The sequence below is a fragment of the Streptomyces sp. NRRL F-5650 genome, assembly GCF_000721365.1.
Lineage (GTDB): Bacteria > Actinomycetota > Actinomycetes > Streptomycetales > Streptomycetaceae > Streptomyces > Streptomyces ardesiacus.
Genome location: NZ_JOGV01000023.1, coordinates 65,735 through 85,491, shown reverse-complemented (window position 1 = coordinate 85,491; position 19,757 = coordinate 65,735). Strand labels below are relative to the sequence as shown.

Sequence of the window (19,757 nt, the reverse complement as noted above, 5' to 3'; positions counted from 1 at the left end):
GCACCCCTCCGCCACGCCGAAGGGCCCGGCCCCGGAGTGTTCCGGAGCCGGGCCCTTCACGGTGCGGTCGTGGGCGTCAGTGGCTCACGCCTCGAAGACCTCACGCACCAACTGCTCCTGCTCGGCCTGGTGCCGCTTGGCGGAACCGACGGCCGGGGACGAGCTGTGCGGGCGCGAGATGCGGCGCAGGCGCTCGCCGTGCGGGACGTCGGCGCCGACGGCCAGGTCCAGGTGGTCGATCAGGTTGAGCGCGATGAACGGCCAGGCACCCTGGTTCGCCGGCTCCTCCTGGGCCCACAGGTACTTCTCGGCGTTCGGGTACTTGGCGATCTCCGCCTGGAGCTCGGCACCCGGCAGCGGGTACAGGCGCTCGATGCGGATGATCGCCGTGTCCGTCAGGCCGCGCTTCTTCCGCTCGGCGTCGAGGTCGTAGTAGACCTTGCCCGCGGTGAAGACGACCTTCCTGACGGCGGCCGGGTCGACCGACTCGTCGCCGATGACCGGGCGGAACTGGCCCGTCGTGAACTCCTCCGCCTTCGAGGCCGCCGCCTTCAGGCGCAGCATCGACTTCGGGGTGAAGACCACCAGCGGCTTGTGGTGCGGGTTGTGCACCTGCCACCGCAGGAGGTGGAAGTAGTTCGACGGCAGGGTCGGCATCGCGACCGTCATGTTGTTCTGCGCGCACAGTTGGAGGAAGCGCTCCGGGCGGGCCGAGGAGTGGTCCGGGCCCTGGCCCTCGTAGCCGTGCGGGAGCAGGAGCGTCACGCCGCTGGTCTGGTTCCACTTCTGCTCGGCCGAGGAGATGAACTCGTCCACGACCGTCTGCGCGCCGTTGACGAAGTCGCCGAACTGCGCCTCCCACATCACCAGCGCGTCCGGGCGGGCCAGCGAGTAGCCGTACTCGAAGCCCATCACCGCGTACTCGGAGAGCAGGGAGTTGTAGACGTTGTACCGGGCCTGGTCCTCGGACAGGTACAGCAGCGGGGTGAACTCGTCGCCCGTCTCGCGGTCGATGACGACCGCGTGGCGCTGGCCGAAGGTGCCGCGCTGCGAGTCCTGGCCGGTGAGGCGGACCGGGACGCCCTCCAGGAGGAGGGAGCCGACGGCGAGGGTCTCGCCCATGCCCCAGTCGATCGTGCCGTCCTCGACCATCGCGGCGCGGCGCTGCAACTGCGGCAGCAGGCGCGGGTGGATGGTGACGTGGTCGGGGATGTTGACCTGGGACTCGGCGATCCGCTTGACGGTCTCGGAGCTGACCGCGGTGTTCACGGCGACCGGGAACTCGGCCTGCGGGTCCGACGGTTCGGCGGCCGTCGGCTGCGAGACGGCCTCGCGGACCTCGGTGAAGACCTTCTCGAGCTGGCCCTGGTAGTCCTGGAGCGCCTGCTCGGCCTCTTCCAGGGTGATGTCGCCGCGACCGATGAGGGACTCGGTGTAGAGCTTGCGCACCGAGCGCTTCTTGTCGATCAGGTCGTACATCAGCGGCTGGGTGAAGGCCGGGTTGTCCGACTCGTTGTGACCGCGGCGGCGGTAGCAGATGAGGTCGATCACCACGTCCTTGTTGAACGCCTGGCGGAACTCGAAGGCGAGCCGCGCGACGCGGACCACGGCCTCCGGGTCGTCGCCGTTCACGTGGAAGATCGGGGCCTCGATCATGCGGGCCACGTCGGTGGCGTACATCGAGGAGCGCGAGGACTCCGGGGCGGCGGTGAAGCCGACCTGGTTGTTGATGACGACGTGGACCGTGCCGCCGGTGCGGTAGCCGCGCAGCTGCGACATGTTCAGGGTCTCGGCCACCACGCCCTGGCCCGCGAAGGCCGCGTCGCCGTGGATCGCCACCGGCAGGACGGTGAAGTCCGTGCCGCCCTTGTTGATGATGTCCTGCTTGGCGCGGGCGACGCCCTCCAGGACCGGGTCGACCGCCTCCAGGTGCGAGGGGTTGGCGACCAGCGAGACCTTGATCTGCTCGCCGTCCAGGCCCGTGAAGGTGCCCTCGGCGCCCAGGTGGTACTTCACGTCGCCGGAGCCGTGCATCGACTTCGGGTCGAGGTTGCCCTCGAACTCGCGGAAGATCTGCGCGTACGACTTGCCGACCACGTTGGCCAGCACGTTCAGCCGGCCGCGGTGGGCCATGCCGATGACGACCTCGTCCAGGCGGGACTCGGCGGCCGAGTCGATGACCGCGTCGAGCAGCGGGATGACGGACTCGCCGCCCTCCAGGGAGAACCGCTTCTGGCCGACGTACTTGGTCTGCAGGAAGGTCTCGAAGGCCTCGGCCGCGTTGAGCCGGCGCAGGATGCGAAGCTGCTCCTCGCGCTCCGGCTTGGTGTGCGAGCGCTCGATGCGGTCCTGGATCCACTTGCGCTGCTTCGGGTCCTGGATGTGCATGAACTCGACGCCGGTGGTGCGGCAGTACGAGTCGCGCAGCACGCCGAGGATGTCGCGCAGCTTCATCAGGGACTTGCCGGCGAAGCCGCCGACCGCGAACTCGCGCTCCAGGTCCCACAGGGTGAGCCCGTGCTCGGTGATGTCCAGGTCGGGGTGCTTGCGCTGCTGGTACTCCAGCGGGTCGGTGTCGGCCATGACGTGGCCGCGGACCCGGTAGGAGTGGATCAGTTCGAAGACGCGGGCGGCCTTGGTGACGTCGTCGTCGTGCGAGGCGTCGATGTCCTTGAGCCAGCGGACCGGCTCGTAGGGGATGCGCAGCGCCTTGAAGATCTCGTCGTAGAAGCCGTTCTCGCCGAGGAGCAGGTTGGCGACCTGGCGCAGGAACTCGCCGGAGGCGGCGCCCTGGATGACCCGGTGGTCGTAGGTCGACGTGAGCGTCATGACCTTGGAGATGCCGAGCTTGTTCAGGGTGTCCTGGCTGGTGCCCTGGAACTCCGCCGGGTAGTCCATCGAGCCGACGCCCAGGATGACCGACTGGCCGGGCATCAGACGCGGCACGGAGTGGACGGTGCCGAGGCCGCCGGGGTTGGTCAGGGAGACGGTGACGCCGGTGAAGTCGTCCATCGTCAGCTTGTTGTCGCGGGCGCGACGGACGATGTCCTCGTAGGCCTGCCAGAACTCGAAGAAGTTCAGCGTCTCGGCCTTCTTGATCGCCGCGACGACGAGCTGGCGGTCGCCGTTGGGCTTGACCAGGTCGATGGCGAGGCCGAGGTTGATGTGGGCCGGCTTGACCAGGGTCGGCTTGCCGTCCTTCTCGCCGAACGAGTGGTTCATCGACGGCATGGCCTTGATGGCCTGCACCATCGCGTACCCGATCAGGTGCGTGAAGGAGATCTTCCCGCCCCGGGCGCGCTTGAGGTGGTTGTTGATGACGATGCGGTTGTCGAAGAGCAGCTTCACCGGGACCGCGCGCACGGACGTGGCCGTGGGCAGCTCCAGCGAGGCGTTCATGTTCTTCGCGACCGCGGCGGCCGGGCCGCGCAGGGTCACCAGCTCGGGACCCTCGGGGGCGGGGGCGGCGTCCTTGGCGGGGGCGGCGGCCTTCGCCTGCGGCTTGGCGGCGGGCTTGGCCGGCGCGGGGGCGGGCCTGGCGGGCGGGGCGGCGGGCGCGGCAGCGGCGGGCTGCGCGGCCGGCTTCGCGGGAGCGGGCGCCGGGGCGGCCGCCTTCGGCTGGGCGGGGGCCGCAGCCTGCGGGGCGGGCGCGGCCTGCGGCGTGCTGCCGGAGTCCGTGGTCGCCGTGCCTGCGGCCGGCTGGGCCGCGGCTCCGGGCTTGTAGTCGGCGAAGAAGTCCCACCAGGCTCGGTCCACGGAGTTCGGGTCCTGGAGGTACTGCTGATAGATCTCGTCGACGAGCCACTCATTGGCACCGAAGGCGGCCGCGGGGTTCTTACCCGTGGTGCCCGCTTGGTCGGTGTCGGTCGAGATGCTCGAGTTACTGGGGGACTGTGGCGACACGGCGAGAACCGCCCTCTTCCGCTTCACAAGGATGGTGGACAGCGGAAATCAAGGCTACGCCTACCGGCACCGGAAGGTCAGTCCGGGCCCGTTCATCGTCGCGTAAGTCACATCACAGACCGCGTTTCAGCGCTGGAAATGGCGGGAAACAAGCCAGGTTCTGTTGCGTGAGGGATCGGGAGACCGAGACCCGGCGCCTCGAAAACGCGGGCCTGTGCCTGATCACACGTGTCCGCCAGCGCGGATGCAGTGGATCTTGGTGCTCCGCTGCGAACCCTACGTCAACCGGACCGCGACGGCAGACCCGGAAGAGTGATGAGAATCCGGCAGCCCCGCTCGGATTCGGCCACCCCGATCCGGCCGCCGTGCAGATCCACCGCCCAGCGCGCGATCGCGAGCCCCAGACCGGTGCCTCCGTCGCTGCCGGGGCCGTGGGGCCGCGACACCGAACCCCGGTTGAACCGCTCGAACACGCGGCGCCACTCAGAACGCGGAATGCCCGGGCCCTCGTCGAGCACCTCCAGCTCCAGCGACTCGGGCAGCTCCCCGGCCCGCGCCCGCACCGTCACCCGGCCGTGCGGCGGACTGTGCTTGACCGCGTTGTCGATGAGGTTGGCGACGACCTGGTGGATGCGCTCGGGGTCGGCGTGCGCGGTGAGGTCCCCGGGGAAGACGTCGAGGGCCAGGTGGACGTCGGTGCGGGTGTGCCGGCCGGAGCCGGAGGCGATGCCCGCGCGGGCCGAGGCGACCATGTTGGCCTCCTTCAGCACGCCCGCGAGGTACGGCCACACCTCGAAGCGCCGCTTGCGCAGCGGGATGACGCCGTTGTCCAGGCGGGAGAGGTCGAGGAGCGTCTCCACGAGCCGGCCCAGCCGTTCCGTCTGCCCGAGCGCCGTGCGCATGGTCTCCGGGTCGGCCTCGGTGACGCCGTCGACGATGTTCTCCAGCACCGCGCGCAGGCCCGCGATCGGGGTGCGCAGCTCGTGCGAGACGTTCGCGACCAGCTCCTTGCGCTGGAGGTCCTGGGCCTCCAGGTCGTCGGCCATGCGGTTGATGGTGACGGCGAGGTCGCCCAGCTCGTCGCGGCGGTTCTCGCTCACCCGGCGGGTGTAGTCGCCGTGCGAGATGGAGCGGGCGACGGCGTTCATCTCGTCCAGCGGCGCGGTCAGCGAGTGCGCCACGAACTGCGTGATCAGCAGCGTGGCGATCATCGAGAACACCGTGATGAAGCGCAGCTCGGTCTTGGTGTGCACCGCTATCACCGACAGGCCGGTGGTGATCAGCACCGACGTGACGACGAGCGCGCCCAGCTTGGTCTTGATCGAGAACGGGCGTACGCCGCGCCAGGGATCCCCGGTCTTCCGGGGGCCGGGGCTCCTGCGTGCGGTCTCCCGTCCCCGGCTCATGGGATCGGCGTCTCCAGGGCGTAGCCCACGCCGTGCACGGTCCGGATGCGCTCGGCGCCGATCTTGCGGCGCAACGCCTTGATGTGGCTGTCCACGGTCCGGGTGCCGGAGGCGTCGGCCCAGTCCCAGACCTCGGCGAGCAACTGCTCGCGGGAGAGCACCGCGCGGGGGGTGTTCGCCAGGCAGACCAGCAGGTCGAACTCGGTCGGCGTGAGGTGGACGTCCTCGCTGCGCACCCGCACCCGGCGCTGCGCGTGGTCGATCTCCAGCTCGCCCAGGCGCAGGATGCCGCTGCGCGGGGTCGAGGCGGCGACCACGGCCCGCTCGACCCGCCGCAGCAGCACGTGCACCCGGGCGGCCAGCTCGCGCATCGAGAACGGCTTGGTCATGTAGTCGTCGGCGCCCACGCCGAGGCCGACCAGCATGTCCGTCTCGTCGTCGCGCGCGGTGAGCATCAGCACCGGCACCGGGCGCTGGGCCTGCACGCGGCGGCACACCTCCAGGCCGTCGAAGCCGGGCAGCATGATGTCGAGGATGAGCAGGTCGGGCTGCCACGCCTCGGCCGTGTCCACGGCGGACGGACCGTCGCCCGCCGTCTGCACCAGGAACCCCTCGGCACGCAGGCGGGTCGCGATGGCGTCCACGATCGTCTGATCGTCCTCGACCACCAGGACCCGGCGCTGGGCGCCCTGGGTGGCCGTGCCGTTGTGGGAGGTCTGTGTCTGCTCCATCGCCCGCCCCTGAGGTGTGCTTTCCGGAATCCGTGGGGTGATCCCATGACTGCGCTCGGCGCTTGGATGATCCGCGCCAGGGCAGCAGCGTACGGGGAGTCACCGCGCCTTTGCTATCCAGGCCCGACGCCGATGTGCACGACGTCCGGAACGCCCCGGGCAACGGGGATCTCTTCGGTACGCACCTGCTGGAAACCGGCATTACGCAAGGTTTCTTCGAATTCCGGAGAGGGCTGCGCGGACCACACGGCCAGCACCCCGCCGGGCCTCAACAGCCTTGCGCAGCCCGCCAGTCCGGACGGTGCGTACAGCCCGTCGTTGCCCTCGGTGACGGTCCATCCGGGGCCGTTGTCGATGTCCAGGCACAGGGCGTCGTACGTGTCGGAAGTCTCATTGACGTACTCGACCAGGTCCGCCTCGACGATCTCCGCGCGGGGGTCGGCCAGCGCGGCGGCGGAGAGCGCGGCGAGAGGGCCGGTGCGGTGCCAGTCGATGATGGCGGGCTCGCGTTCGACGACCGCGATCCGGCCCCAGCGGGGGTCGGCGGCCGCGTGAACGAGGGAGAAGCCGACGCCGAGTCCGCCGACGAGCAGGTGCGGCGCGCTCCGCCCGCCGGAGGCGGCCAGCGCGTCGGCCGCCGCGTCGACCAGGCGCCGCTCCGAGCGCCCGTCCGAGGTGTCCATCAGGAAGCAGCCGTTCGCGATGATCTGCAGCAGCGTCCCGTGCCGGCGCAGGACCACCTCGCCGTACGGACCCTCGCGGCGGTCCAGCACCTCGGGGGCCTCGGAGAAGTCGTGGGTAGTGAGGGGCATCGGCCCATCCTGGCATCGCCCGGCCGGAGGAATGCGAACCGGTTCGACGGTGCTGTCCGGTACGACGGTCTGTCCGGTACGACGGTGCCGTCCGGTACGACGGTGCTGTCCCGAAAGGCGCGGAGCACCCTGCGCGTTTGATCGCTCACAGCGAACAAGCCTTGGGGAACAATCCCGGGCTCCCTTTCATTGAGTCGATGTAACTCAACTTGACTGCCGAAGGGGAGATCATGGCTGCTGAGTCCGCCGCCTTCACACCGCTCACCCTGCCCGTGCTGCCGCTCGACGACGAAGTGGTCCTGCCCGGAATGGTCGTCCCCCTGGACCTGAGCGACGCCGAGACGCGGGCCGCGGTGGAGGCCGCGCAGGCCGCCGCCAGGTCCGAGCCCGGCAAGCCCCGCGTCCTCCTCGTCCCGCGCATCGACGGCACCCACGCCGCGACCGGCGTCCTCGGCACGGTCGAGCAGGTCGGCCGCCTGGCCGACGGCGACCCGGGCGCCCTGATCCGTGGCCGGGACCGGGTGCGCATCGGCGCCGGCACCACCGGCCCCGGCGCCGCGCTCTGGGTCGAGGGCACCCGGGTCGACGAGACCGTCCCCGATCCGCTGCCCGGCCAGGTCGCCGAGCTGGTGAAGGAGTACAAGGCGCTCGCCACCGCCTGGCTGCGCAAGCGCGGCGCCTGGCAGGTCGTCGACCGGGTCCAGGCCATCGACGACGTGTCCGCGCTCGCCGACAACTCCGGGTACTCGCCCTTCCTGAGCACCGAGCAGAAGGTCGAGCTGCTGGAGACCACCGACCCGGTCGCCCGTCTCAAGCTCGCCACCCAGCAGTTGCGCGACCACCTCGCCGAGCAGGACGTGGCCGAGACCATCGCCAAGGACGTCCAGGAGGGCGTCGACAAGCAGCAGCGCGAGTTCCTGCTGCGCCGCCAGCTCGAAGCCGTCCGCAAGGAACTGCGCGAGATCAACGGCGAGCAGGAGGGCGAGGAGTCCGACGACTACCGTGCCCGGGTCGAGGCCGCCGGCCTGCCGGAGAAGGTCCGCGAGGCCGCGCTCAAGGAGGTCGACAAGCTGGAGCGGTCCTCCGACCAGTCGCCCGAGGGCTCCTGGATCCGCACCTGGCTCGACACGGTCCTGGAGATGCCCTGGAACGAGCGGACCGAGGACGCCTACGACATCCGGGGCGCCCAGGCCGTGCTCGACGCCGAGCACGCGGGCCTGGAGGACGTGAAGGAGCGCATCACCGAGTACCTGGCCGTGCGCAAGCGGCGCGGCGACCGGGGCCTCGGCGTCGTCGGCGGCCGGCGCGGCGGCGCCGTCCTGGCCCTGGTGGGCCCGCCCGGCGTCGGCAAGACCAGCCTCGGCGAGTCCGTCGCCCACGCGATGGGGCGCAAGTTCGTCCGCGTCGCCCTCGGCGGCGTCCGCGACGAGGCCGAGATCCGCGGCCACCGGCGCACGTACGTCGGGGCGCTGCCCGGCCGGATCGTGCGGGCGATCAAGGAGGCGGGGTCCATGAACCCGGTCGTCCTGCTCGACGAGATCGACAAGGTGGGCTCCGACTTCCGCGGCGACCCGGCCGCGGCCCTGCTGGAGGTCCTCGACCCGGCCCAGAACCACACCTTCCGGGACCACTACCTGGAGGTCGAACTCGACCTGTCCGACGTGGTCTTCCTCGCCACCGCCAACGTCCTGGAGGCCATCCCCGAGGCCCTGCTCGACCGCATGGAGCTGGTCCGCCTCGACGGCTACACCGAGGACGAGAAGGTCGTCATCGCCCGAGACCACCTGCTTCCGCGCCAGTTGGAGCGGGCCGGACTCGACGCCGACGAGGTCACCGTCGACGAGGGCGCGCTGCGCAAGCTGGCGGGCGAGTACACCCGCGAGGCGGGCGTGCGCACCCTGGAGCGGTCCGTCGCGCGGCTGCTGCGCAAGGTGGCGGCCCAGCACGAACTGGGCGAACGGGAGCTGCCGTTCACCGTCACCGAGAGCGACCTGCGCGGCCTGATCGGACGGCCGCACCACGTGCCCGAGTCCGCCCAGGACCCGGCGGAGCGGCGGACGGCAGTGCCGGGCGTGGCCACCGGCCTCGCGGTCACCGGCGCGGGCGGCGACGTCCTGTACGTCGAGGCGTCGCTGGCCGACCCGGAGACGGGCGCGGCGGGGCTGACCCTGACCGGTCAGCTGGGCGACGTGATGAAGGAGTCGGCGCAGATCGCGCTGAGCTTCCTGCGCAGCCACGGCGCCGAGCTGGAGCTGCCGGTCGGCGACCTCAAGGACCGTGGCGCGCACATCCACTTCCCGGCGGGCGCGGTCCCCAAGGACGGCCCGAGCGCCGGCGTCACCATGACCACGGCCCTCGCCTCGCTGCTCTCCGGCCGGCTGGTGCGCACCGACGTGGCGATGACCGGCGAGGTCTCGCTGACCGGGCGGGTGCTGCCGATCGGCGGCGTCAAGCAGAAGCTGCTCGCCGCGCACCGGGCCGGGATCACCACGGTGATCATCCCCAAGCGCAACGAGCCCGACCTGGACGACGTCCCGGCCCAGGTGCTGGACAAGCTCGACGTCCACGCCGTCACCGACGTCCGCCAGGTGCTGGAGCTGGCGCTCGCACCGGCGACCAACGGCGCCGGGCAGGAGGTTCCGGTCGCGGCGATGGGGGTACCTCCCAGGCTTTAGGCGCTGGGGGAGGGCGCGGCCGGACGAGGAAAGGGGAAGGCCCGGACTCCGCTCGGAGTCCGGGCCTTCGCCGTGCGCGGGGCGGGGTGTCAGCCGTTGGCGAGGGCCTGGACGCGGTCCAGGGCGCCGTTGAACTTGTTGTGGTCGCCGACCGTCGGGCCGGACGACGTGTACTGCCACATCGTGTAGTAGCCCCACCCGGCCGGCAGCGTGCCCACCGTCGAGGCGTACCGGGCCACCCACAGCGGGTTGTTGGCGGCGAAGCCGCCGTAGTTGCCGGTGCACTCGGTCCACCAGCTCGTGGCCGTGTAGATCACGGCGTCCCGGCCGGTGCGGGCCTTGTACGTGTTCAGGAAGTCGCTGATCCAGGAGACCATCGCGCTCTGCGACTTGCCGTAGCAGGTGGCGCCGTAGGGGTTCCACTCGATGTCGAGCGCGCCCGGCAGCGTCTTGCCGTCCTTGGACCAGCCGCCGCCGTGGTCGACGAAGTAGTTGGCCTGTGCGGCGCCGCTCGTCGTGTCCGGGGTGGCGAAGTGGTACGAGCCGCGGATCATGCCGACGTTGTAGGAGCCGTTGTACTGCTGGGCGAAGTAGGGGTTGGTGTAGTACGTCCCCTCGGTGGCCTTGACGTAGGCCCACTTGACCCCGCTGTTCCACAGGGTCGACCAGGCCACGTTGCCCTGGTGGCTGGAGACGTCCACGCCCTCGGTCTGGGCCGCGCGGCCCGGGACGGGGGTGCCGTGTTCGCCGTCGTGGGCCGCGACGCCCATGCCCATGTGGGCCGAGCCGCGGGGCGGGACGTCCGCGGACGACGCGGCGTGGGCGGGGAGGGCGAACACGAGGGAGAACGCGGCGAGCAGGATCCCGGTGACGGCGAAGCGCCGGCCACGGACCGATCCGGGTCTGTGCACGAGCATGACGTGCCTCCGATGGCTCGGTGGTGCTCGGTGGGGGATGCGCTGGTGGGGAGAACCCCGGGATGGCGGTATGGCGTGCGCATGCCATTCGGGGTCCGGTGAAGACTCTACGCACGTAGAACGAAGGGTGGGAAGAGGGACTCGGGCCCGCCGTTGGTCTAAGCCTGCGAAATACTTGGCGAGCTGCGGCGATGGCGGCCGACGGCGGAAACTTTCAGGACCGGAAAATCGAGGCAGGGGCTGACGTGCACGAAGACGCGAACGGCGGCGGTCGGGGAGCCGAATCCCACCTGTCCGGCAGTGGTGTGCACCAGCCGGAGTTCCTCGCCCTGGAACGGGAGATGACGGTCCTGCTGCGGCGGGCCCGGGCCAACCAGGGAGAGATGGCCCGGGAGGTCCATCCCGACCTGGAGTCCTCGGCGTACGGACTGCTGGTCCGGCTCGGCGAGAGCGGCGGCCAGCGCGCCACCGACCTCGCCGCCTTCATCGGCGTCGGCAAGGCGACGATGTCCCGCCAACTGCGCGCCCTGGAGGAACTCGGGCTGGTCGCCCGCGAGCCGGACCCCGCCGACGGGCGGGCCTGGCTGGTCATGCTCACCCCCGAGGGGCAGGAACGCGTCGGCCGGGTCCGCGAGGCGCGTCGCGCCCGGTACGCCCGTCGGCTCGCCGACTGGGACCGGCGCGAGGTGACCGAACTGGCCCGGTTGCTGCACGAACTCAACCGGGGGATGGAGAAGTAGTACCTCGCCGGGCCGGGTCGGGTCACCTCGCCCGGCCGGGCTTCACAGCTCGGCGTACACCACCGTCGCGTCGTCGTGCGTCTTGCCGCGCCCGAGGAACGCCCGCTCACCCGCCGCGTCCGCCCGCTCCAGCTCCCGCACCCGGTCCACCAGGGCCTGCGCGCCCTGCTTGCGCACCAGTGCCAGACAGTCCGCCCAGTCGCCCTCGCCGAACGTCTCCACCCACCGAGCGGCGCCGTCCGTCAGTGCCGCCAGCGTCCGCACCTCCTCGCGCGGCAGCGTCCCCGTCACCGCCCGCACCGCCACCGACGGATCGGCCGCCGCCGTGAAGAAACCGCCCTCCTTGTTGCGCAGACGGGCGTCGACCACGGCGTCGGTCGCCAGCGCCGAGCGCGGCAGCCGGGCCAGCCGGTCGTCCAGCACGGGCGTGACGGTGCCGTCGGGGGCCTCCACGAGCAGGACCGAGTCGGACAGGACCAGGTACTCGACCGAGGCCGGGGACCAGCGGGCCAGGACGACGGTTGCCTGCGGTGTGCGCGGGTGAGAAAGGTCACAGGTGTCGGCGTGCTCCGCCGCGGTACGCGCAAGAGCGCGGGACAGCGCGTCGGCGAGGGGGAGATCCGGGAGTGAAACGGTCAGTTCGGTCAGTGCTCCGCCCAGGCGCGCCGTGAACCAGGGCACGGAATGCAGACATCCCGTCGCGGTCCGTGGCGGGGTCACGCCGTCCAGCACGACGAGTGAACCACCCCGCCCCGAGGCCGGTAGTCCGACGCTCGCGAAGTCCTCGTTGGGCCGTTCGGCGAGGCCTGGTTCCGAGACGAGTTCCGTACGCATCCGGCCAGTCTGCACGACCCCTTCACGGCCTTCGCAAAAGGCTGGCACCTTCCCCGGGTTCTCCCGGAATCGATGCGGCGGCGCAGGTCAGGCGCCGGATTTGGGGTCAAATCAGGGCCCCCGGCGGCGCGTGGCGGCACATAGTGCCACCGCCGCCCGCAGACGTCCAACCGGCTCGCCGGGCGGCCGTCCGGCACGAGCCGGGGGAACTTGCCCGCCAACTCCCCTCCGGGGTTCACTCCTTCGGGTGGCGGGTCGGATGATGCGCGCTCACCGCCCACCGGCACTGGGAGGGTCGGGAACCGGTTGGGGGGCCTGCCCCGCTCACGCGGTCTCCCCGCCCGACGCGCTGCCGGCGGCCGGGCGGCCCAGCGTCCGGCGGAGGGTGGACGCGCCCCCGACCGGCCAGTTGACGGAGCGCCACCCGGCCCACGGGTACACGAGTCAGGAATGCGAGCACCGGTGCAGAAGACGCGGCCTCGTCGCACAGGCAAGCAGACGGCCCCCGCGGGGAGCGCGGAGCACACCTCCGGCCCCGCCGGGAACTCCGCCCCTCCGCCGCCGGAGGCTCCCGTCGGCAAGGGCCGTCCCACCCATGTACGCAACCGCCTGATCGTCGCCGTGGCGGTCGTGGCGGCCGCCGTCGCCGGGGCCGGAGCGCCCTCGGTCGTGGCCGCCTCCGGTCAACTGCACGACTCCCAGAACCTGGTGACGCTCGCCGAGCAGACCCAGGGCGCGCTGACCCTCGCCCACTCCCTCGCCGACGAGCGGGACGAGGTCACCCCCTACATCGCCGCCGGCCGCCCCAAGTCCAAGGCGCCCTCCGAGCAGCGCAGCGCCCGCGTCGACCGCCAGGTCGAGGAACTGCGCGCCGACCCCGACATGCCGGCCTCCCTGCGCGAGGACCTCGACGCCGTCGCGGCGCTGCGCCGGGCGGCCCTGACCGGCAAGAGCACCGCGCTGGAGGCCCACGAGGCGTACTCCGAGGCGATCGCCGAACTCCACGCCCTCGCCGAGAAACTGGGCGAGGAGATGCCGCCCCGCGCGGGCGCCGGCGCGTACGCCCTCGCCGAACTGGACACCGCCGTCCAGCAGGCCGCGGCCACCCGCGGTCTGCTGCTCGCGGCGCTCAGCGTGCCCAGCACCACCCAGACCGTCATCGACCCGATCACCGGCCTGCCGACCGAGACGTCGACCGCCTCGGAGGCCGACGCCAAGCAGCGCGACGCACTCTCCGCCGCCGCCCAGCAGGCCCGGGTCCGCTCCGACGCCGCCCTCGCCGACTTCCGCGAGGGCGCCCCCAAGGAGGCCCGGAGCAGCTTCGACGCCACGGTCGCCGGGCCCGACGTGAACAGCGCCGAGAAGTACCTCGCCGGCCTCACCGACGAGCCGACGCTCTCCGACGGCGACCTGCGCACCAGCACCAAGCGGCTGAACGCCGCGCTCTCCGCCCGCGTCGACGCGATGCGCGGCGCCGAGTCCGCCCTGTACGAGAAGCGCGTCAAGGCCCTGGAGCAGCTCCGCGACGACGACGTCACCGCGCTGGAGATCCGGATCGCGGTGCTCGGCGCCCTCGTCCTGCTCGCCGTCGGCATCGCCACCGCCCTGGCCCGCACCCTCACCCGTCCGCTGTCGGTCCTGCGCCGGGGCTCGGCCCGGCTGGCCGGCGCGGAGGACCCGACGGCCGAGGAGCCGGTGGCCTTCACCGGCCGCAACGACGAGTTCGCGCAGGTCGTCCGTTCCGTCAACGCCCTGCACGCGCACGCCGCCACGCTCGCCGGACGGGTCGCCACGCTCGAGTCCGACCGCAAGCACCTGGTCGGCCAGCGGCAGAAGATGGCCGACGCCCGCGAGGAACTGCGTGCCGAACTCGCCGAGTCGGCCGCCCGGCTGGAGACGGTGCGCAAGAGCATCGGCTCCACCTTCGTCAGCCTCGCGCTGCGCACCCTCGGCCTGGTCGAGCGGCAACTCGCCGTCATCGAGAGCCTGGAGGAGCGCGAGCAGGACCCGGACCGGCTCGCCACCCTGTTCAAGCTCGACCACTTCGCCACGGTCATGCGCCGGCACAGCGAGAACCTCCTCGTCCTCGCCGGCACCGAGCACGTCCAGCACAGCGCCTCGCCGGTGCCGCTGGTCGACGTGGTCCGGGCCGCGGTCAGCGAGATCGAGCGGTACGAACGGGTGCGCATCGCCGCGCTGCCGCCGCACGCCCACGTGGCCGGGTTCGCCGCCGACGACCTCTCCCACCTACTGGCCGAACTGCTGGAGAACGCCACCTCCTTCTCGCCGCCCGACCTGCCCGTCGAGGTCTCCGGCTGGCTGCTGGAGAACGGCGAGGTGATGCTCTCCGTCCAGGACGAGGGCATCGGCATGGCCACCGAACGCCTCCAGCGGCTCAACGCCCGCCTCACCGACTTCGACCCGGAGGCGCCGTACGAGCGGGAGGGCGAGGAGGGCGAGGACGGTCTCGGGCTCGGCCTGTACGTCGTCGCCCGGCTCGCCCACCGGCACGGGGCGCGGGTGCGGCTGCGGGAGCAGAAGCAGGGCGGCGTCGCGGCCGTCGTCGTGCTCCCCTCCCCGCTGCTCGCGGAGGCCCCGCCCGCCGCGCTGGCCCCGACCGTGCCCGCGTCCGACGGTACCGGCTCCTTCACGCTGCCCGGCGCGGACGCGGAGGCCAACTCCAACGTGCTGCACGGGCGGGCCGAGAAGGCGGAACGGGCGGCCCCCGGCACCGGCGAGGACACCGCGCCGGACCGGGAGCCCGGCACCGACCCGCTGGTGGCCTCGGCGGAGGAGGCCGTACGCCGTGCCGAGGCGGAGGCGGCTTCCGGGGAACCGGAGACCGACACGGCCGCCGCGGAGCCGGGCCGGGACGGGGAACCGGACCAGGCGGAGGCCGACACCGACACCGATACCGACACGGGCACCGGCACCGACTCCGTGGCCGCCACCGAACCGGTGCCGTCCAAATCCCCGGGCCGGGAGACCGCCGGCCGGGCCGCCGCGGACCGGGACCGCCAGGACCCCGGGACCGCGAACCCGGTACCCACGCGCGCCGCGGCCGAGGCCGAGACCGAGGGTGCGGACGACGCCGCCCGCCCGGCGGCCCCCGGGGACGGCGCCGCCGCGCCCGGCAGCGACCTCCCCGACGACGCCACGATGGCACTCTTCCTCCCGGCCCTCGCGGCCCCGGAGACCGGGCCGGAGACCGGCTCCGACCCGTACGCCATCGGGCCCGACGCCCACGACCGCACCCCGGACGAGGGCGCGGCGCACACGCAGGACGTACCGGACGCACCGGCCGTACCTGACGCGCCGGGCCCGTCGGAAGGCCCCGGCACTCCGGCCGGGCCGGAAACCGCGGAGACGCCCGGCGCGGACGCCGAACCCGTGTCCGGATCCGCGTCCGGACCCGCGTCCGAACCCGAATCCGGACCGGCCGCCGAGCCCGTCACCGACAAGGGCCTGCCCAAGCGGACCCCGAAGCTCACCACCCCTGCCGCGGTGCCGCGCCCCCGCACGTCGGGGTCCGTCGACGCCGACGCGCTCCGCCGGCGCCTGGGCGGATTCCGCCGGGGGGCGGAGGCCGGCCGCCGGGACGTGGAGGCGGAGATCGCCGACCGCACCGGAGGGAACCGGACGCCGGACACCGCGGCGGACACAACCGAAGAAAAATCGGGGGGCACTGTCGAGGAGGCAAGCAGTTGACCGCTCCCAGTACCTTCGGACTGAGCAGTGAAGCCCGCAATCTCCACTGGCTGCTGACCAACCTCGTCGAGGAGGTGCCCGGCATCCGGTCGGTCGCCGTGGTCTCCTCCGACGGGCTCCTGCTCCTGTCCTCCGACCCCGGCCGCAACGAGGAGGCCCGGCAGGTCCGCGAGACCCGGACGGGCCCGCGCGGCTCGGCCGCCGACCTCGCCACCGTCGTCTCCGGCGTGGGCAGCCTGACCGTGGGCGCCGCCCGGCTGATGGACTTCGGCACCGTGAAGCACACGATGGTCACGATGGACGAGGGCAGCCTGTTCGTCATGTCGATCAGTGACGGATCACTGCTCGGCGTACACGGCTCCGCGGAGTGCGACATGAGCGTCGTGGCGTACCACATGGCGCTCTTCGTCGGCCGCGCCGGCCACGTCCTGACCCCCGAACTCCGCAGCGAACTGCGGAAGTCCCTGGAGTCCGAGCCGACGGGGAGCGCCCGATGAGCAGCAGTCCCGGAAAACCCCCGAAGAACGGCCGGGGAAGCCTCCCCGTGCGGGGCGCCGACCGCAGACCCGCGCGCGTCCGCCCCTACTCGCTCACAGGGGGCCGCACCCGCTTCGGCCACGTCCTGCTCGTGGAGACGTTCGTCGGCGCCACGGCCGGCACCGCCGCGCTCGAAGCCGCCGAGGAGCGCAAGGAACTGACGAACGGCGGCCTCACCTCCCGCGTGATGCCGGAGATGCGGGCCATCGTCGAACTGTGCCGCCGCATGCGTACGGTGGCCGAGATCGCCGCGCTGCTGAAGATGCCGCTCGGCGTGGTCCGCGTCCTCATCAGCGACCTGGCGGACCAGGGAAAGATCCGTGTGTACGGCACCGGGACCGGCCACGGCACGGGCCGCCCGGACCGCGCTCTGCTCGAAAGGGTGCTCAGTGGACTCCGTCGTCTCTGACGCCGCCGTCTCCGGCGTCTCCCCGCTCGTCGACACCGACGGGCCCGTACAACCCTGGCAGACGGACCCCACCCGCGCTCCGGTCGCCACGAAGATCGTCGTCGCGGGAGGGTTCGGCGTCGGCAAGACCACGCTGGTCACCGCCGTCTCGGAGATCACGCCCCTGCAGACCGAGGCGCTGATGACCGAGGCGAGCGAGGAGACCGACGACCTCACCGCCACCCCGGACAAGCTCACCACCACCGTGGCCATGGACTTCGGCCGCATCACGCTCGACGACGACCTGGTGCTCTACCTGTTCGGCACGCCGGGCCAGCAGCGGTTCTGGTTCATGTGGGACGACCTGGTGCGCGGCGCGATCGGCGCGGTCGTCATGGCGGACACCCGGCGCCTGAAGGACTGCTGGCCGGCGCTGGACTACTTCGAGAGCTGCGGCCTGCCGTACGTCGTCGCGGTCAACCACTTCGACGGCAGCGAGCTGTTCGAGGCGGAGGACGTGCGGGAGGCGTTGACGATCCCCGCGCACATACCTGTAATGATCATGGACGCGCGCCGTCGGATCTCGGCCGTCGAGACCCTTCTGTCCCTCGTGGGCCACGCGCTCGACGAAACACCCGAGTAGACGAACCCCCCAGTAGGAGACGGAAGAACCGCATGCGGAAGATACTCGTCGTCGGAGCCGGCCAGTCCGGTCTCCAGCTCGCCCTCGGCCTGCAGTCGCACGGCTACGAGGTCACCCTGATGTCGAACCGGACCGCGGACGAGATCCGCACCGGCCGGGTCATGTCGACGCAGTGCATGTTCCACACGGCACTCCAGCACGAGCGCGACCTCCAGTTGAACTTCTGGGAGTCCCAGGCCCCGAAGATCCAGGGACTCGGCGTCTCGGTGGCGGCCCCCGGCTCCTTCGACCCGGGCCCCTCGCAGCGCGCGATCGACTGGCTCGGACGCCTCGACGGCTTCGCGCAGTCGGTCGACCAGCGGGTGAAGATGGCCGGCTGGATGGAGACCTTCGCCCAGCGCGGCGGCCAACTGGTCATCCACGGCGCGGCCGTCGGCGACCTCGACTACTTCTCCCGCGCCTACGACCTCGTCCTGGTCTCGGCGGGCAAGGGCGAGCTGGTCCAGATGTTCGGCCGCGACGCGGACCGCTCCCCGTACAGCGAGCCGCAGCGCGCCCTCGCCGTCGCCTACGTCCACGGGATGGCCCCGCGCCCGGAGCACCCGGAGACGGAGGCCGTGCGCTGCAACCTGGTGCCGGGCGTCGGCGAGATGTTCATCATGCCGACGTTCACCACCTCGGGCCGCGCCGACATCCTGTTCTGGGAGGGCATACCCGGCGGCCCGCTCGACGCCTTCGAGGACGTCAAGGACCCCTCGGAGCACCTCTCCCTGACCCTGGAACTCATGGAGAAGTTCCTCCCCTGGGAGTACGCGCGGGCCACCAGGGTCGAACTGACCGACGCCGGCGGCACCCTGGCCGGCCGCTACGCCCCCACCGTCCGCAACCCGGTCGGCCGCCTCCCCGGCGGCGGTGCCGTCCTCGGGGTCGCCGACGTGGTCGTCGCCAACGACCCCATCACCGGCCAGGGCTCCAACTCCGCCTCCAAGTGCGCCGCCTCCTACCTCGCCTCGATCGTCGAGCACGGGGACAAGGAGTTCGACGAGGCCTGGATGCAGCGGACCTTCGACCGTTACTGGGAGACGGCCCGGCACGTCACCAAGTGGACGAACACCATGCTCGCCCCGCCGCCGGAGCACATCCTCAACCTGTTCGGGGCCGCCGGCCAGGTCCAGCCCGTCGCCGACCGCATCGCCAACGGCTTCGACGACCCGTCCGACTTCGAGAACTTCTTCTACGACCCGGCGAAGACCGAGAGCTACCTGGCGGAGGTCTCCGGCGCGGCCGGCGCGTAGGAGTCCGCGTACCCCTCGTCCGACCCGTCCGCGGCCCCCGCGGGGAGCCCGGGTGGCGTGTAGCGCCGCACCGGCTCCCCGTCCGGGTCGGGGCGTACGGCGCCCAGGACCGGGTTGGCGGCGATCGGCGACACCTTGACGGCGGCGCCGGGGCGCGGTGCCTGGACGACCATGCCGTCGCCGAGGTACAGCGCCACGTGGGTGGCCTCGGGGAAGTACACGACCAGGTCGCCCGGACGCAGCTCGTCCAGCGGCACGTGCTCCAGGCGCGCCCACTGCTCCTGGCTCGTCCGGGGGATGGGCGTCCCGGCGCGCTGCCAGGCGACCGAGGTCAGCCCCGAGCAGTCGTACGACGCCGGGCCCTCGGCGCCCCACTCGTAGGGTTTGCCGAGCTGCTCCACCGCGAAGCGCACCGCGCGGTCGCCCCCGGCGGAGGGCTTGGCGTCGTCGCCCAGCGCGCCGGACGCCAGGAATCGCTCCTGCTGCTCGGCCGCCCCGCTCTTCTCCAGCTCCGCCACCGCGGCCAGTTGCTCGGGGGTGAGCGAGGCGAGCAGCTTCTCGACGGCGCCGAGGCGTTCGCGGACCCCGTCGCGTTCCCTCTCCTGGCGCTGGGCGAGGGCGGTCTGCCGGGCCAGCGCCTGGCGCGAGCGCCGGGCCAGCTCCCCGGCCTTCTTCTCCGCCCCGGTCAGGCGGCCCACCGTATCGACCCGTTCGCGGGCCAGCCGGCCGATCACGTGTCCCTGGTCGACCGCGTGCTGCGGGTCGCGGGCCAGCAGGAGCCGCAGGTAGGGGGAGAGACCGCCGCTGCCGCTCTGGTACTGCTGCCGGGCCAGCCGTCCGGCCGCGCCCCGGCTGTCGCTCAGCGAGTGCCGGGCCCGGGCCAGCTCGGCGTCCAGCCGCCGTACCTCGGCGCGCTGCTCGCGCAGGCGCTCCTCCGTGGCGTTGTAGGTCTCCGTGGCCTGCTCCGCCTCCCGGTACAGCCGCTGAAGGTCCGTCAGCAGACCGGCCACGGTGCGGTCGCCGCCCGTGCCGGGTACGGGTTCGGCGGCGGCGGGTACGGGCGCGAGCGCGATCCCGGCCGCGAGCGCCGCCGTACACGCCCGTCGCAGAAGCCTTCCTGACACACCATCACCTCCGGTGCGGGGCGGGGGGTCCGCTCCGCATGGCG

At 72.2% G+C, this 19,757-nt stretch carries 14 protein-coding genes; 7 read left to right on the top strand and 7 right to left on the bottom strand.

Translation table 11 applies throughout. From position 1 onward, the window contains the following. Nucleotides 1-84 precede the first annotated feature (84 nt). The 4 genes from IG88_RS0121065 to IG88_RS0121050 form a co-directional block, all read right to left on the bottom strand. Nucleotides 85-3,903: a multifunctional oxoglutarate decarboxylase/oxoglutarate dehydrogenase thiamine pyrophosphate-binding subunit/dihydrolipoyllysine-residue succinyltransferase subunit gene (locus tag IG88_RS0121065; RefSeq protein ID WP_031043354.1), complete on the bottom strand. Its 3,819-nt coding sequence runs from the start codon at nucleotides 3,901-3,903 to the stop codon at nucleotides 85-87. A gap of 281 nt (nucleotides 3,904-4,184) precedes the next feature. Further along, nucleotides 4,185-5,309 carry a sensor histidine kinase gene (locus IG88_RS0121060; RefSeq protein ID WP_030402796.1) on the bottom strand — a complete coding sequence of 375 codons (1,125 nt, stop codon included), beginning with the start codon at nucleotides 5,307-5,309 and terminating at the stop codon, nucleotides 4,185-4,187. Then, a complete protein-coding gene (locus tag IG88_RS0121055; protein WP_031043351.1) occupies nucleotides 5,306-6,040 on the bottom strand; it encodes a response regulator transcription factor in 735 nt (244 codons plus the stop codon). Before IG88_RS0121055 ends, IG88_RS0121060 begins: the two co-directional genes overlap by 4 nt. Before the next feature lie 113 nt (nucleotides 6,041-6,153). Next, nucleotides 6,154-6,852: a hypothetical protein gene (locus IG88_RS0121050; protein ID WP_031043348.1), complete on the bottom strand. Its 699-nt coding sequence runs from the start codon at nucleotides 6,850-6,852 to the stop codon at nucleotides 6,154-6,156. A 230-nt stretch (nucleotides 6,853-7,082) separates the two neighbouring features. Between IG88_RS0121050 and lon the strand changes: the two genes are divergently transcribed. Continuing rightward, nucleotides 7,083-9,527 (top strand): endopeptidase La, encoded by a 2,445-nt coding sequence (gene lon, locus IG88_RS0121045; RefSeq protein ID WP_031043345.1) that lies wholly within the window; start codon nucleotides 7,083-7,085, stop codon nucleotides 9,525-9,527. Between the two features lie 89 nt (nucleotides 9,528-9,616). Here the strand turns inward: lon and IG88_RS0121040 are convergent, their stop codons facing one another. Further along, nucleotides 9,617-10,444, bottom strand: a complete 828-nt coding sequence (locus IG88_RS0121040) for a lysozyme (protein ID WP_031043343.1) — start codon at nucleotides 10,442-10,444, stop codon at nucleotides 9,617-9,619. A gap of 245 nt (nucleotides 10,445-10,689) precedes the next feature. Between IG88_RS0121040 and IG88_RS0121035 the strand changes: the two genes are divergently transcribed. Beyond that, nucleotides 10,690-11,184: a MarR family winged helix-turn-helix transcriptional regulator gene (locus tag IG88_RS0121035; protein ID WP_031043339.1), complete on the top strand. Its 495-nt coding sequence runs from the start codon at nucleotides 10,690-10,692 to the stop codon at nucleotides 11,182-11,184. A gap of 42 nt (nucleotides 11,185-11,226) precedes the next feature. On the opposite strand, the gene IG88_RS0121030 is transcribed toward IG88_RS0121035, so the two are convergent. Then, nucleotides 11,227-12,018: a protein phosphatase 2C domain-containing protein gene (locus IG88_RS0121030; RefSeq protein WP_031043336.1), complete on the bottom strand. Its 792-nt coding sequence runs from the start codon at nucleotides 12,016-12,018 to the stop codon at nucleotides 11,227-11,229. Nucleotides 12,019-12,480: 462 nt separating this feature from the next. Between IG88_RS0121030 and IG88_RS0121025 the strand changes: the two genes are divergently transcribed. Genes IG88_RS0121025 through IG88_RS0121005 form a run of 5 tightly spaced genes read left to right on the top strand, consistent with a single transcriptional unit; the run spans nucleotide 12,481 to nucleotide 18,589 of the window. Next, entirely contained in the window at nucleotides 12,481-15,726 is a 3,246-nt protein-coding gene (locus IG88_RS0121025) for a nitrate- and nitrite sensing domain-containing protein (RefSeq protein WP_031043332.1), read from the top strand. Further along, nucleotides 15,723-16,223, top strand: coding sequence for a roadblock/LC7 domain-containing protein (locus IG88_RS0121020; RefSeq protein WP_030402789.1), 501 nt, complete (start codon nucleotides 15,723-15,725; stop codon nucleotides 16,221-16,223). The genes IG88_RS0121025 and IG88_RS0121020 overlap by 4 nt, the downstream gene beginning before the upstream one ends. Beyond that, nucleotides 16,220-16,672: a DUF742 domain-containing protein gene (locus IG88_RS0121015; protein ID WP_031043327.1), complete on the top strand. Its 453-nt coding sequence runs from the start codon at nucleotides 16,220-16,222 to the stop codon at nucleotides 16,670-16,672. The genes IG88_RS0121020 and IG88_RS0121015 overlap by 4 nt, the downstream gene beginning before the upstream one ends. Beyond that, on the top strand, nucleotides 16,653-17,294 hold the full coding sequence (locus IG88_RS0121010; RefSeq protein ID WP_031043324.1) for a GTP-binding protein: 642 nt from the start codon (nucleotides 16,653-16,655) through the stop codon (nucleotides 17,292-17,294). The genes IG88_RS0121015 and IG88_RS0121010 overlap by 20 nt, the downstream gene beginning before the upstream one ends. Before the next feature lie 32 nt (nucleotides 17,295-17,326). Next, complete coding sequence (locus tag IG88_RS0121005; RefSeq protein WP_031043321.1) at nucleotides 17,327-18,589, top strand: styrene monooxygenase/indole monooxygenase family protein; 1,263 nt, start codon at nucleotides 17,327-17,329, stop codon at nucleotides 18,587-18,589. Here the strand turns inward: IG88_RS0121005 and IG88_RS0121000 are convergent. Further along, nucleotides 18,553-19,713, bottom strand: a complete 1,161-nt coding sequence (locus IG88_RS0121000; protein WP_031043318.1) for a C40 family peptidase — start codon at nucleotides 19,711-19,713, stop codon at nucleotides 18,553-18,555. The genes IG88_RS0121005 and IG88_RS0121000 overlap by 37 nt on opposite strands. Between the last annotated feature and the right edge of the window lie 44 nt (nucleotides 19,714-19,757).

Coding starts and splice junctions, on each gene's coding strand:
- IG88_RS0121060 (WP_030402796.1), bottom strand. CDS start 5,309: ATGAGCCGGGGACGGGAGACCGCACGCAGGAGCCCCGGCCCCCGGAAG.
- IG88_RS0121055 (WP_031043351.1), bottom strand. CDS start 6,040: ATGGAGCAGACACAGACCTCCCACAACGGCACGGCCACCCAGGGCGCC.
- IG88_RS0121050 (WP_031043348.1), bottom strand. CDS start 6,852: ATGCCCCTCACTACCCACGACTTCTCCGAGGCCCCCGAGGTGCTGGAC.
- lon (WP_031043345.1), top strand. CDS start 7,083: ATGGCTGCTGAGTCCGCCGCCTTCACACCGCTCACCCTGCCCGTGCTG.
- IG88_RS0121040 (WP_031043343.1), bottom strand. CDS start 10,444: ATGCTCGTGCACAGACCCGGATCGGTCCGTGGCCGGCGCTTCGCCGTC.
- IG88_RS0121030 (WP_031043336.1), bottom strand. CDS start 12,018: ATGCGTACGGAACTCGTCTCGGAACCAGGCCTCGCCGAACGGCCCAAC.
- IG88_RS0121015 (WP_031043327.1), top strand. CDS start 16,220: ATGAGCAGCAGTCCCGGAAAACCCCCGAAGAACGGCCGGGGAAGCCTC.
- IG88_RS0121005 (WP_031043321.1), top strand. CDS start 17,327: ATGCGGAAGATACTCGTCGTCGGAGCCGGCCAGTCCGGTCTCCAGCTC.